Here is a 14,261-nt window from a genome sequence, read left to right as displayed (position 1 = left end):
ATCAGGAACGTTCGTTCCAGGTGTCCTTGTGGATGATGTTGCCGTCCTTGTACGCCCACGTGATCGTCTCGTAACGCAGTTCCACGTCTTCGAGATGGTTGTGCTTCTCGTAGTCGGGGTTCTTGATGTCGAGCATCTTCGGCTTCACCGCGACAATCTTCACGTTGTCGAGCTTCGTGTTGAAGTATTCCTTTTCCTTGCCCGCGTCGTCGATCCGGTACCACTTGATTTCGACCGACTTCAGCGTCTGGCCGCTCGTCACAGCCTTGTACAGGTACGGCGTCGATGCGTCCGTCTCCTTCGTCAGCGTGATCGGCTTATGCACGCGCGTGCCGGTCAGCTTGCCCGTATTGCCGTCAGTCGGAATGTGCACACCGTGATCGAATGCAACCAGTTCGACGCTACCCTCGCGATCCTGGACGGTCACCGAACCCTTGATGTCCGCACCGCCGTCGTCCTTGAGCCACATGTAGGCCGGAATTGCCATTTGTTCACTCCTTCTTCTTCGTACTACGAATCGCCGGAATCGGATTCCGGCGTTGACAAACCCGAGGCGACCGCCTCGGGAACCCAAACGCGTATTACTTCGCGGCACCGGTCGGGACGGCAGGCACCGGCGTATCGGGAACGAGCGTGATCTCGACCCGACGATTCTTTGCTCGCCCCTCCGGTGTGGCGTTATCCGCGACCGGTCGCGTATCGCCATAGCCCTGGATCGCGAACTGTGTCGGTGGGATGCCGGATGCCTCGACGAGCCAGTCGCGCACGGCCGACGCACGATCGATCGACAGCTTCAGATTGCGATCGGGCCGGCCCTGATCGTCCGCATAGCCGGCGACGAGCACGCGCTTGCCGGGATGCGCCTTGATCAGTGCGAGCGCATCGACCATCGCGCGCGTGGTGCCCGTCTTGAGCTGCGCTTTGCCACTGTCGAACAGCGACATGCTGTCCAGCGTGACGACGGCGGGCGGCGGTAGGGGCGGTTCATACGAGGCGATGGCTTCGTTGAGGACCGGCAGCAGCGGTGTACCGTGATAAGTGCCGAACGACAGCCGGAGCGGAACGCCGACACGCGCGTACCGGTCGAGCTGATCGCGATCCGACGCAAGGACTCGGAGCGCGTCGCGTTTTGCCGCGTCCTGCGTGGCAGGGATACCGTTGTAGCGTTCGAGGTGCTCGCCGATGCGAGCCATCAACGCCTCGTTGTTCTTCCCGGCGCCGCAGATGGCGGCGATCGCAGCACCGGCAACGATCGCAATGACGTGCGCGACGGCGGTGATGCGCGGCGATCGCCACGACCGGCGTGGCGTCGCGTCGATCAGCGGCTGCGGCAAGGGCCAGGGCAGCGGCGACGCAGGCAGGGCAGCGGGAGCGATACCCGTCAGGCTGCGTACTTCACGTTCCCACGGTTTGCCGGGGCCCGTTGCCGGGCCATGGTCGATCCAGCCGGCGCCGAACAGCGGCCAGGGCGAGGCGGGCTGGCGTCGATCCGTCAGCGGGTCGAACACGACACGGCGGCTCCACCCGATCATCGAGGCGATTCTGGCGGCGCGCGCCGCGACCGCCAGGCTTCCGTCGGCATGAAACGCATCCGACTCGGCTGCGTCGATTGCGGCGTCGAAGCGGTGTAGATCGACAATTGCAGATCCCGTCGACATGCCATACCACTGGGCCGCCGATTCACCGGCCGCCGACATCGTCGCGGCATCCGCGTTCGAGAGTCGCTGATAGAGGGCGACGTAGCCCGGCAGCGACGTGCCGAGCATGCGTGACGCATCCGCAACGGCCTGACGGATCACGCGCAGCGACTGCGACAGCGTATCGTCGTTCGCATGAAGGCCCGGCGCGACCGACAGCACGACGCAATCCGGCGCATGGCCGTCCCGCCACTGGCGAACCGCGACGGCGAGCCGGGGGAGATCCTGGGGCCGATCTGCGCGTAACCAGATTGCACCGTCGCCGACATGGACGAAGCGCGAGCTTGCCGCATCGCGATCGAACAAGGCCGGCAGGCCGTCACCGGTGACGAGGGCGAGCGGCATTCTCGTGCGCAGAGCGACGGGCAGGTCGGCGGTCGCTGCGCCGAGCTGCGCGATCACGTGTACGTTCCGTTCGCGAGCCCGCGTCAATCTGCGCGAATGCCGCCAGAGGATCAGCACGGAGAGTAAGACGTCGATTGACACCCATCCCCACATGACGCCGCGATCGACGGGCAACACCCAACCGATGACGGCCAGCGCCAGTGCCGCGGACAGCGTCACGACCGTGCGTAGCGGATAGCCCAGGCCCGACAGGGCCGCGCGTGCCGCATCGGAATCGGTGTGGGTGGCGGCAGGTGGGAGCGTGGTGTCCGAAGTCACGGCCGTTTCACTTTCTGAACGAGTTGTGCCAGTTCCGCATCGAGGATGCGATCCCACGCGAACCAGACGAGTATCGCGATCACGCAGGCCGTTCCCGCGATCGCCCATGGCGACAGGCTTCTGAGACGGTCGATCAGACGCGTGTTCGAGCGATCGGTGACGAAGCCCGGCCGCGTGGCCGGCCGAAACTGATCTATCTGCGCCACCAGTGCTGCGATCAGTGCCTGACGTTTCGCTTCGCCGTCGTGCGCGTCTGTCGATGCGCCCGAGCGGGCGGCGTAGCGGCCGCGGAATCCCAGGCCGAGAACGGCCGCGTAGCATTCGAGCAAGTCGACGTTCGGTGCGGGTTCGCGCATCCGGAACTCGAGCCGTTCGTAAATGCGCGTGCCGGCGTCGTGCGTGCCGAATCGGTCGACCTGCAACGGTCGGGACTCCCAGTCCCCCTTGCTGGCGGCCGGCAGATACCGCAGGGCGGCTTCGTCGATCAGCCCGCACTGGGCGATGACGGCATCGTCCCGGACGTCAGCGGCAATCCCTTGCGCATCGAGCGCTGTCGAGAACTGGGCGACGAGCCGGAGGCATTGCCGACGCAGGTTCTCATGGTTGTCGACCTGACCGCCGTTCGACAGGTGAGAGACGAGCAGCGCCGTATCGCGCAGCAGCGCACGTATCGGCGCTCGAGGCGAGTGACCGGACGACGGCTCCCGGGCGAGCAGCGCGGATTCGTGACGCGTGGAGACGAGGGTATTCATCAGCGCAGCACCGCATAGAGTTCGATCGACGCGTCGGGAACCGACGCCGGCAGATAGATCTGGCAGGCACGCGCGGCGAGCATCCTCGCATGCGCGGCGTCGTGCGCATCGAGCGCGAAATAGTGGTTGTCCAGCCGGACCGGAATGGCGCCGGGCACCCGCTGCACAGCCTTGAGCGGAATTCCCGCCACGGCGGAATTGACGATGTGTTGGACGTCGTCCGGTGCGCCGATCTTGCACAGGCGCGGGAACTGTTCGACGAGCTCGAATGCCGGTAGTGCGGCGTTGACGGACAGATACCAATCAGCCGCGCCGTCGACGATGCGCTCGTCGAGGAACTGTCCGACCCAGGTGGTCGGCGTCGTATGCGAAAGCCCGATCGAGACGACACGCGAAGGGATGATCGCGTCGAGCAGATCGCGAATCAGCGATTCGAGCGTTGTGAACACGTCATGGGCGCTCGCATGATCGTAGGGGGGAATATCAGTCAGCGAGACACGCGTCGAGAACGTGGTCAGCGAGCCGGCCAATTGGGTGAGTACCTGGTACAGGCGATCGGTCGGCTGCCCCGGGTGCGACGCGAGGAAGCGCAATTGCGGCCACGCCTGATGAATGCAGTTCAGGAGCCAGAAGAGCTGGACGTCGGCGACGCCGTATTCGGCCACCTGCTCGATGCGCTCGCTGCGGCGTGCACCGAGGATCGCGCTTTTGGCGGCGAGGATATCGGCTATCCGTTGGACGCGCTCGATATGCAGCGCGTGACCGGATAACGTCAGGCAAGGCGGGACATATCGGCGATCGACCTGGAACTGTCCGCTTGTCGTCCGTATCAGTCGTGCGATCGCGCATGCCGTGTCGTCCGCGTGCGACTCGAAGCCGAACAGCAACCGGACGGCGTGGCGCTCGGCGGCGATTTCGGTTTCGCTTGCGCCGTTCAGGTCTGTCACCTTGACGAATTCGCGATACGCGCGCCGCGGGCGGGCCAGCGCCGTTTCGTCGAAGCGGCAGTTGTTGCCGTTCGCATCGGGCAGCGCGAGCGCGGCCAGCACGTCGATGGTCTGGGCATCGACAGGAATTTCGCTGGTCAGGTCGCGCGCGGGCGGCAACGCATCGGCGACGGTCGTGTCGATCGGCGTGCCGTCGGGGAAGCGCAATTGCAGCCGGGTGAGCTTCAGGCGACCGGCGGCAAGAGCCTCTTCGTCGACGTCGACGTTCAGCGTCCCCCACGGCTCAACGGCAATCGCCGAAGCCAGTTGTTGCAGCGCGAACCCGTTCCAGCGTTCCTGCTGCTGGAAATGCTGCTGCGTAAGAATCAGCCCTTCATGCCAGAGCGGTTTGTCGATCCGCATGGTGTGGTTGTAATGATCCAGGAATTATGAGGCGCCGATTCTATACATCGTTTTGCGATTTCGTATACCCCGGGTAATTGGAATTTGTTGTAAATCGTGTCTATTAAATTGAGATAAATGATGAATTTATTTTGAGATTATGGGGGGTGAGTATGATTTTCGGCGTTCGGGTTGTGCGATGCGGCTTTTTATCAAGATTCTTCGACCTTGTTGTGTTCGCATTTATTTATGAAAATCAATTGCTTGTATGGGGGTATAAATTTTATTGGATAGCGGTCGCAGATGGTGTGCGCACGCTTCGGGTTACGTCGGGAGGTCGGGCAAAAAATAGGACCAGTCTCATTATAAAAAATCGTCTCGTCGTTAATTTCCGATTTTTTGTGTTTCTGGTTTACTCGTTGATAAAGGCCGTGATATTTTCTGCCGCCTGAGTCGGATATCGGGCCGCGAATATCCGACTCGGTCGTCCGTCGATGCACGTTGCGGGGTTCGGCATGGGCGATGCGGACGACGGAGCATCCGTGGTCGTGGGTGCGTGTCGCGGAGTCTTCAAGCTTCCTGAGATAAGGAGAACGAATTGGATAGCTTTCAGCGAGAGATCCCGAAGAGCCGGGTGTCGATCACCCTCGATCTGCATACGGGCGGGGCGCAGAAGAAGGTCGAGCTGCCCCTGAAGCTGCTGGTGGCGGGCGACTTCAGCGCCGGGCGCGAACAGGCGCCGCTGGCCGAGCGCAAGAAGGTCAACATCGACAAGAACAACTTCGATGCGGTGCTGGCCGACTACGCGCCGGATCTCAAGATCGTCGCGGACAACACGCTGGCCGGTGACGGTTCGGAACTGCCCGTCAACCTGTCGTTCCGGTCGATCAAGGACTTCGAACCCGAGCAGGTGGCGCGCCAGATTCCCGAACTGCAGGCGCTTCTCGCGATGCGCAATCTGCTGCGCGACCTGAAATCGAATCTGCTCGACAACGGCACATTCCGCCGCGAGTTCGAGAAGGTGCTGAAGGACGACCGCCTGTCCGCGAAGCTGCGCGGCGAGCTCGCGCAGATCGCGACCGCCGCGACGCAGCCGGAAGGGCATGCGTGAACGCCGCTGGGCAAAACGCGCGTTCAGCGCATTCCGCAACATCGTAGCGATTCGATCGCAGACAGGACCCGAGATGAAACCCACTGAAACCCAGCAGAGCGGCGCGACCGAGACCGTCGTGCTGGACGCCCCGCACGGGGATATCGACAGCGTCTATGCGTCGCTGTGCAGCAAGATCAACCTGAAGCCCATCAGCGAGGCGCGCCCGCTCGAGGCGTTCCGCGACAACGACATGCTGTCCGAGGCATCGGCCGACGAACGGATCGCGCGCGGCATGGGCGCTTTCCTCGAACTCGTCGCAAAGGCGAGCCAGCCGGTGGACCGTCTCGACAAATCGTTGCTCGACTTCCATATCGGCCAGATCGACCGGCAGATCGGCCGCCAGCTCGACGCCGTAATGCATACGTCGGAATTCCAGGCGCTCGAAGCGCGCTGGCGAGGCCTGAAGATGCTCGTGAGCCGCACCGATTTCCGCAAGAACGCGCGCATCGAAGTGCTGGACGTGTCGAAGGATGCGCTGCAGCGCGACTTCGAAGATACACCGGAACTGATCCAGAGCGGCCTGTACCGCCTGACGTACATCGAGGAATACGACACACCGGGCGGCCAGCCGATTAGCGCGATGATCAGCGACTTCGAGTTCGCGAATTCGCCGATGGACGTCGCACTGCTGCGCAACATTTCGAAGGTGGCGGCCGCGGCGCACATGCCGTTCATCGGCTCGGTCGGGCCGGCGTTCTTCGGCAAGCAGTCGATGGAGGAAGTCGCGGCGATTCAGGACATCGGCAACTACTTCGATCGCGCCGAATACATCAAGTGGAAGAGCTTCCGCGATACCGACGACGCCCGTTACGTGGGCCTGACGATGCCGCGCGTGCTCGGCCGTCTGCCGTACGGCAAGGACACGGCGCCGGTGCGGGCGTTCAACTACGAGGAGGCCGTCAAGGGCCCCGATCACGACAAGTACCTGTGGATGAATGCGTCGTTCGCGTTCGCGGCGAACATGGTGCGCAGCTTCGTGAGCAACGGTTGGTGCGTGCAGATCCGCGGGCCGCAGGCGGGCGGCAAGGTCGAGGATCTGCCGGTCCACCTGTACGACCTCGGCACCGGCTACCAGCCGAAGATCCCGACCGAAGTGCTGATCCCGGAAACGCGCGAGTTCGAGTTCGCGAATCTCGGTTTCATTCCGTTGTCGTTCTACAAGAACCACGACTTTGCGTGTTTCTTCTCCGCGAACTCGGCGCAGAAGCCTGCGTTGTACGAGACCAAGGAAGCGACCGCGAACAGCCGCATCAATGCACGGCTGCCGTACATCTTCCTGCTGTCGCGCATCGCGCACTACCTGAAGCTGATCCAGCGCGAGAACATCGGCACGACCAAGGATCGTCGTCTGCTCGAACTCGAGCTGAACAACTGGATCAAGGGGCTCGTGACCGAGATGAAGGATCCGGGCGACGAGTTGCAGGCGTCGCATCCGCTGCGCGAGGCGAAGGTCACGGTCGAGGATATCGAGGACAACCCGGGCTTCTTCCGGATCAAGTTGTTCATCGTCCCGCACTTCCAGGTCGAAGGGATGGATATCGGGCTGTCGCTCGTGTCGCAGATGCCGAAGGCCAAGAACTGATCCGACGTTTGAGCAGGATCCGCCGGGGTGACGATTGTTGTCCCGGCGGCGTGTGGTTGCGCAACCGAGAGAGTCGATGTCGATGATTTTGCCTACGCAGGCTTATGAATTGAAGCTGGCGCCGCATCCGGCGCCTTTCTCGATCCTGAAGTTCACCGGGCTGGACCGCGTGAGCCAGCTTTATCGATACGAGATCGAATTCACAAGCCCGACAGCGGGGATTCCGATGAACCAGGTGCTGGGTCGGCCGGCAAAGTTCATTGCCGATCCGGTCGATCCGGACATGGATTACCTGCGGAAGATGTTCGGAGAGAATGCGGCGCAGTTCAGTGCGAAACCGATGGCTTATACGGTTCACGGTGTCATCACGCAGTTCGACGAGCTTGGGACGTCGGCGGACGAGACGCGCTACCGGGTCGTGCTGGAACCGACGCTGGCGGATCTCGATCGTGGCGTGACCAGCCGGCTGTTTCAGAAGCAGTCGGTCGAGGAGATCGTGACCGACACGCTGCGGCATTACGGGTATCGCGCGGGTGTCGATTTTCAGTTTCAGTTGCGTGGGCAGTACAAGCGTCGGGAGTACGTGACGCAGTATCACGAGACGACGTTCGCCTTCATTCAGCGCATTTGTGCGGAAGAGGGGATCTGGTTTCGCTGGGAGCAGAAGAAGGATCGCGCGGTGGTCGTGTTCGGCGACGATCTGGATGCGTATGCGCGCAAGCAGCGCACGGTGCCATATCGGCGTGACTCGGGGCTCGAAAGTGTTGGCGCCGATGCGATCAAGGCGCTCGGGCGAGAGATGAAGCGTGTGCCGGAGGCCGTGCGGTTGCATGACTACAACCATCGGCAGGCCGGGGTATCGCTGCTGGTCGAGGAAAACACGGCGCGCGACGACAAGACGACGAATGCCGTCGATTACCACTGGGGCGAGCATTACGAGACGCCCGAAGAGGGGAAGCGGGTTGCTCGGTTGAGGCATGAAGCGTATCTGGCCGAGCAGATTACATTCAAGGGGACGGGCAATCCGTTCTGGCTCGAAGCCGGCGAGGTGATGCGGGTCGAGCCGAAGCCGGTCGACGCGAAGCACGGGGTTTTCGTGACGTCGGTCGAATCACACGGCGGGCGGAACGAGTCGTACTGGGTGGCGTTCGAGGGGATTCCGTCGGATCGTGTATGGCGTACGCCGGTGGCATCGGTTTCGCGGCCGGTGGTCGACGGGATTCTGCCGGCGCGGATTACGTCGCCGGGCAACTACAAGTATGCGTATCTGACCGAGCAGGGTTGGTATGTGATCAAGCTGCCATTCGATCTCGATGAATGGAGCCCGGGAGGCACGAGCCGGCCGGTGCGGTTCGCGAAGCCTTATAGCGGCGACAACTACGGGCATCACTTTCCGTTGATCGACGGGGCGGAGGTGGCGATCGTCCATACGGATGGCGATCCGAACCGGCCGGTGATCATCGGCGCGATGCATGACAGTGTGAATCCGGATCTGGTCAACAACCTGAACCATACGCGGAACCTTATTCGGACGGCTGCGCAGAATGAGTTGCGGATGGAGGATAAGGAGGGCAACGAGCATGTCCACCTGGTAACGCCGTTCCAGGCCAGTCAGTTGAATCTCGGGTTCATGGTGGACACCGATCGTAAGGCGCGAGGAATGGGAGCCGAACTCGCTACCTACGGACATGCGTCGATTCGGGCAGCAGACGGCGTGCTCGTATCGGCCGAGGCACAACCAGGCGCGGCCGGCGATCAGCTTGCGATGCAAGACGCGGACGCAACGTTCGCGCAGGCCGAAGAAATTCTGCGTTCGCTCAATGACGCCGCGAACGCAGCAAAGGCACTCGAAGCCGAGGCCAACCAGCAACGCGAGCTCATCGAGAAGAAGCTGAGCCGTCTCCAGAAGCCCGTCATTGTTGCAAGCGCACCCGAAGGCGTTGGCATCGCAAGTGGGCAGCACGTTCAGGTCGCTGCACGCAGGCAGATGTTCGTCACGGCGGGCGACGGATTCGATCTCGGCGTCATGAAGCGAATCACGGTGGCTGCCGGTGAGGCGATTTCGTTCCTTGCGGCAAAGCTCGGGATTCGACTCTTCGCAGCAAAGGGCAAGGTCCAGATTCAGGCGCAAGGCGACGGCATGGAACTGATGGCGATGCGGGACATGCAAATGAGTTCGTCGGACGGTGAAATCACGATAACCGGGCGAAAAGGCGTCACGATCGGGGACGGCTCGGGCGCCTATATCAAGCTGTCAGGCGGAAAGATCGTTCTCGGGAGTCCTGCGGGCGAGATCGAGCTGAAAGGCAATCTGACAGTGAACGACGCCGACGGTGGGAGTTTCAAATTCCCGACGTGGTCCGCTGCGCCGCTCAACGAAGTGAAGAGCACATTGAATTTCGGATTCTCGGAGTAAGCCCGACTATGGCGACCAAATCCACACCGAAAAAGACGCCGAAGCAACCGGCACCGCCCAAGCCCGCACCGCCCAAGCCCGCACCGGCGCCCGCCAAGCCTGCTCTGAAGCAATTGTCGTTTGCGTTTCCGTTTTTGCGCAAAGGGAACGGCAAGTCCGATGCTTCGACGCGATTCACCGATGAGCACGACATCTATCGGTTGCTGGCTGAGCGTGAGCCATCCGGGACATACCTCGCAAGCAGCAGTGGAATGTGGCACGGCGGAATTCATATCACGGAGGCTGGCGCGGGGCAGTCTCTGGACCTCGATGGGGGATTGCGCTGTATCGCCGATGGCGTGCTGATCGCGTATCGCGCCAACAAGGCCTATCCAATCAGCAAGCTTGCCCTGACCGATAACGGATTGCCGTACGAGGCGCCGTACAGCACGGGCTTCGCACTGGTGCGGCATACGATGGAGTTCCCGCGCGACACGGAGCTGACGTTCTACAGCTTGTACATGCACCTGATGTCCTGGGAGGACTACGCAAACTTCCCGAAACGGGAGAAGCCGTCGTATTGGCCGCGGCAATGGCTGGTGACGCAGTATGCGCAGGATAAATCAGTGTCAGGCAAAAACGGCCAAGCCCCCGATCCGACGCAGCAGGGGCTGCGAGTTCGCAAGACGCCGAACGGTGTGCCGATTGCTATTCTTCCCCAGGGAGCCCATGTCGGCATCGGGAAGATTGAGACGAAGAACGGGAAGCCGTGGGGACAACTGACGGATCTCCACGGGTCGTCGCTGTATCCGCAGGAAGCGGGTGGATATGTCGAGCCGTTGAGTGCGATCGGCGGGTGGGTTTTTCTCGGGCAGGGAAACGGAGGGCCTGTCGTCCAGGAGACGGTCCAGGACTCAATGTTCGATCAGGTTGTGGTGGTTACAGATCAGGCCAAGCTAGGCGACACACCCGGCATTCCAATCAAGGCGGGAGACCTGGTCGGGCATCTGGGGCGATACGATTCGTTGAATCAACGTAGTTCGGGTGCTCGAATTGCACACATCGAAGTCTTTTGCGACGACAGCATCGAGTCGTTCGTCGAGCAAGGGCGCGCATGGGTCAACCAACACGGTCCGCGCAAGGAAGACTGGGTCGCGCTAGGGCTCCCTTCCGATCCAACGATTCTGCGAATTGAGCCGGGCACGGTGCTGTATCAGCGTGCGGCGGCCAACAAATTTGTACAGGGCGCGGATCCGCAATCGAGAAAAACCGACCGCGTGCAGGTGTATTCGCTTGCCGAGTTGGCACGTAACTCGGAACGGCGCGTGCCGGAGCCTCGCCCGAATCCCGATCCAGGTTTCCCCGTAAGTTGGTGGCACGTTGATGGCGTGAACGAACAAGGGCAGTCGATCGACGGTTGGGTGCGTGACTTTAACCACTCAGGAGGGGGGCGAGTTACGCGGGAATTCGCACAAAAGTGGATCGACTTTCAGTGTGTTTCGGATGCGCATGATCCGGCACATACGATCTTTGCGGAGACCCAAGCGTGGGTTGATTACGCGAGTGGCGAAAATGTGCCGGATCGCGCTTCGTGTTCGAAGCTCAGTCCGCTGATGCTCAAGGCGTACGACGCGCTGTTTACGAAGGGCGATGGTAGCCGCGCGGCTGACGAACTCTGTACGTTGTCGAAGACCGAACGGGAAGGATATCCATGGTTGATGCAAGCGGCGTCACGGTTGATCGTCAAGCACGAGAGCGAGTGGGCGAATCCGTCGAAGTGGAAGCAGTTGATTGTTGAGTTGGAAAAGCGGACGGGGCCGAAGCCGCAGCATGAGGAGGAACAGAAACGGATCGAGAAGCTCGCGTGGTGGGATGAGGTGAAATCAGGTGTATCGGATTTTCCGGGGTCTGAAGTGCACCATGTCAACCCAATTGCGATCGCTGCGAATTTGTCAGGTAATAATCTTGTATGTAAGAAATGCGGTTCAATAATCACATTGACTGCTGAATTCTTGAGAAAAATAGCTCCCGGAGCTAGCGCGGACTTTGTCTCGGAAATAGTGCGCGCTTCGGTTGATTTGTTTCCTAAGTACGGTGTTGAAACTTGTCGTCAAATTAAGCATCTTTTAGCGCAGGCAAAGCACGAAACTCAACGCTTTACTGCTTTTAGAGAATCTCTTAATTATGCAAGTTATTCTGGGCAGAGTTTGTATGATCTCGCCCCAAAGGTGATCGATAGCGGATTTAAAAGAAAGAATATATCTTTCTCGAGCTCTTCCGAAAAAATAAAATGGATTCAAGATCATTTGGTTGCGAATGATGCTGGTTATGCGGAGCACTGTTTTGGTGCAAATGAGCAGCCTGGAAAAGATTTTCGTGGTCGTGGTTTGCTTCATTTGACACACTATGAAACTTATAGGATTTGCGCACAGGAGATTGCTTCTCCAATAGATAGCCAGCCGGAGCTTGTTGAGAGTGATCCCCGAATTATCATCGAGACTGGACTGTGGTTTTGGAAGAGTAGGCGAATTGGCGCGATTGCTGATAATCCGTTGAACGTTGGTGATAATGGGGTAAAAAAAGTTACCTATCCGATAAATCCCGGGTTGGCAGGCCTGCCTGAGCGGCGAGAGTTCAAGAAGGAAATTTCTCCGATATTTAACGAATATTTAATTTCGGGGTGTTTGGATGATTAATATTTTTATTGTTCTGATTTCTGCTTTTGTAAGTGCATCAGTCTGGGCGAAGAATACGTGTGTGGATTTCCTTGGAGAGCAGAGTTATCCGCCATTGAGCGTGGGAGGTGGAGCCGTCTGTTTTGTTCAAGAGCCAGTGTTGGACCCTAAGACTGGGATGCCGGTCGGTGCTGATTCGATTTCGCTATATTATTTATCCGGAAATGGATTTCCAATAAGAGCGGAGGGAAGGGGGCTGCTTTATGATGATGCTCCCGGTGAAATTATTGATGCTTTTTTGTTGAATGATAGGCGTAGTGGTCGAGACAAGATGTTTGTTATTCATTCGGTGAGTGTCAGGGGTTCGCTCGTCGAGCCGAATTCATCCGGGTTGTTTTATTCTGTTGATGTATTTGACTTGGTTGGAGACACTTTGCGTCGTGATGATCGTGCTTCTGATTGGTTTGGGTCGGGGTATGGTTTTGTGTCAAATGGGGAAGGTTTGGTTTACAGATTCCCTTATCGGACGAAAGAGGATGTTCGGCTGGCAATAGGCTCTCCTTTTGCGACGCTGATGGGCGATGATAGGCCAATCCCTGTTAAATTGAAGTTTAAGAGCGCTCTTTTTGATATGCCTAATATTAAAGGGTTGACAAAAAAATATTTGATAAGGGGTGATCGGGCAATGGTCGAAAAGGTCGGTGCAGGGTGGTGTCGGATTCGTTACTCTGGAGGTGCTAGATCAACGGGGATGTGGTTGATGTGTAGTGTGCTGGATGCCGAGTCTAAAGAAAGGGAGGGAGTCGATGGTCGGTAGCGTCTGATGGATGGTGTTGGTAATTTTGTATTTTATAATATTGTCGGGGCATGCTGGGGAATAACGAAATAAATGGCAGTGGTGTGTGGGTTTGATGGCTTGCATAAAAATTGGGTTTGTGAGGGGCATGCATATTTAATTAATAGTGCTGCTCGGTGCAGCCTAACGTATGAGGTGATCGATGCAGTTGGTTGGCTTGACTAGCATGCAAAGTAGGCTGTTGGCATACGTTAGAGTTAAGTTCTTGCTTGAGCTTTCCGGAACTTTATTGCTGATGATGCCTCTCCTTGTTTTGGGAAAGGAGTCGCTGTTCTCAGGAAGATGGAGTTCCACGGAGATGATTGCTGGGCAACGTAAACCGTACTCCACGTTCACGATTACAGCTAGCGAAAACGAAAGGGGTGAGATTCGTGGGGCGTACTGCTTCATCACACGAACTGGAAACAGAATCGACTGTGGCTCGGATGGGGATTTTAATATAAGTGGTCGAATTGTAAATAATAAAAAATGGCAGCCGTGAATTTTTATTCATTTTTTGGTGCTGTCGGTGGGGTGGCGGAGATGACGATAAATGGTGATCGGTTGTTGTGGAATGTTATCAAGCAACCGACAGGTGGAGACTATTACGGGCCTGTCCGTATCGAGATGCGAAGAAGTGATTTTTCGAGGCGCCACCCTGGTAAGAAAAGTGTGGTGGTGGATAGGGTATCTTTACATGATGCCCCATCAAGTTCGAAGGTGGGTCCTATCTTTTTGGTAAAGGATGATTTCGTTGAGTTGGTTGACGTTTCATCTGATTCAAAATTCTGGAAAATAGAATTTTTAGCGAAGAACGGGCGCCGTTTTGCTGGATGGATTGATTGTTTGAGCATTGATTTTTGTGCCAAATGATTGCATCCGGAGTAGTTGATGTTTTCCAATTTTGACGAGAAAGCCAAATGAAAAATCTCGCATACGAAGGTGACGCAACGAGCCACGGCGGCAAGATCCTGACCGGCTCGGATCGCATCAAAGTGAAGGGCCGCCGGGCTGCTCGCATTGGCGACAAAGTCTCATGCCCGATCCACGGCGACAACGAAATCGTCGAAGGCAGCTTCAGCATGAAGGACGGCACGATACCGCTGTCGCGAGACGGTGATCACACACGCTGTGGGGCCGTTCTGATTGCTTCGTCCTGCGGAGCGCAGGTCCGGTAAGCG

11 protein-coding genes are annotated in these 14,261 nt (G+C 58.7%); 7 read left to right on the top strand and 4 right to left on the bottom strand.

Features of this window, described 5'->3' with window-relative positions; genetic code table 11:
* Nucleotide 1: 1 nt before the first annotated feature.
* From CFB43_RS28430 to tssK, 4 genes are all read right to left on the bottom strand, one after another.
* Nucleotides 2-487, bottom strand: a complete 486-nt coding sequence (locus CFB43_RS28430; RefSeq protein WP_089497485.1) for an Hcp family type VI secretion system effector — start codon at nt 485-487, stop codon at nt 2-4.
* 94 nt (nt 488-581) lie between these two features.
* Nucleotides 582-2,360 (bottom strand): OmpA family protein, encoded by a 1,779-nt coding sequence (locus tag CFB43_RS28425; RefSeq protein WP_256990128.1) that lies wholly within the window; start codon nt 2,358-2,360, stop codon nt 582-584.
* The gene (locus CFB43_RS28420; RefSeq protein WP_179254916.1) at nt 2,357-3,112 is read right to left on the bottom strand and encodes a DotU family type IV/VI secretion system protein; all 756 of its coding nucleotides are present in this window, start codon (nt 3,110-3,112) and stop codon (nt 2,357-2,359) included. The genes CFB43_RS28425 and CFB43_RS28420 overlap by 4 nt, the downstream gene beginning before the upstream one ends.
* Nucleotides 3,112-4,461 (bottom strand): type VI secretion system baseplate subunit TssK, encoded by a 1,350-nt coding sequence (gene tssK / locus CFB43_RS28415; RefSeq protein WP_089497483.1) that lies wholly within the window; start codon nt 4,459-4,461, stop codon nt 3,112-3,114. The genes CFB43_RS28420 and tssK overlap by 1 nt, the downstream gene beginning before the upstream one ends.
* A 577-nt stretch (nt 4,462-5,038) precedes the next feature.
* On the opposite strand from tssK, the gene tssB reads away from it, so the two are divergent.
* The 7 genes from tssB (at nt 5,039) to CFB43_RS28390 (ending at nt 14,258) form a co-directional block, all read left to right on the top strand.
* Nucleotides 5,039-5,551: a type VI secretion system contractile sheath small subunit gene (gene tssB / locus CFB43_RS28410; protein WP_089497482.1), complete on the top strand. Its 513-nt coding sequence runs from the start codon at nt 5,039-5,041 to the stop codon at nt 5,549-5,551.
* A 73-nt stretch (nt 5,552-5,624) separates the two neighbouring features.
* The gene (gene tssC / locus CFB43_RS28405; RefSeq protein ID WP_089432315.1) at nt 5,625-7,175 is read left to right on the top strand and encodes a type VI secretion system contractile sheath large subunit; all 1,551 of its coding nucleotides are present in this window, start codon (nt 5,625-5,627) and stop codon (nt 7,173-7,175) included.
* A 76-nt stretch (nt 7,176-7,251) separates the two neighbouring features.
* Nucleotides 7,252-9,591: a type VI secretion system Vgr family protein gene (locus CFB43_RS28400; protein WP_089497481.1), complete on the top strand. Its 2,340-nt coding sequence runs from the start codon at nt 7,252-7,254 to the stop codon at nt 9,589-9,591.
* An 8-nt stretch (nt 9,592-9,599) separates the two neighbouring features.
* Nucleotides 9,600-12,266, top strand: a complete 2,667-nt coding sequence (locus CFB43_RS28395) for a glycoside hydrolase family 19 protein (protein WP_089497480.1) — start codon at nt 9,600-9,602, stop codon at nt 12,264-12,266.
* Entirely contained in the window at nt 12,259-13,062 is an 804-nt protein-coding gene (locus CFB43_RS38050; protein ID WP_144023120.1) for a hypothetical protein, read from the top strand. Before CFB43_RS28395 ends, CFB43_RS38050 begins: the two co-directional genes overlap by 8 nt.
* 507 nt (nt 13,063-13,569) lie before the next feature.
* Nucleotides 13,570-13,953: a hypothetical protein gene (locus CFB43_RS38045; protein WP_144023119.1), complete on the top strand. Its 384-nt coding sequence runs from the start codon at nt 13,570-13,572 to the stop codon at nt 13,951-13,953.
* Nucleotides 13,954-14,000: 47 nt separating this feature from the next.
* The gene (locus CFB43_RS28390) at nt 14,001-14,258 is read left to right on the top strand and encodes a PAAR domain-containing protein (protein WP_089497479.1); all 258 of its coding nucleotides are present in this window, start codon (nt 14,001-14,003) and stop codon (nt 14,256-14,258) included.
* The last annotated feature ends 3 nt before the right edge of the window (nt 14,259-14,261 follow it).

Origin of the sequence: Burkholderia sp. AU15512 (assembly GCF_002223325.1) — a bacterium.
Classification (GTDB): Bacteria; Pseudomonadota; Gammaproteobacteria; order Burkholderiales; family Burkholderiaceae; genus Burkholderia.
The sequence above is the reverse complement of the archived record's forward strand: the minus strand, read 5'-3'. Positions and strand labels throughout refer to the sequence as shown.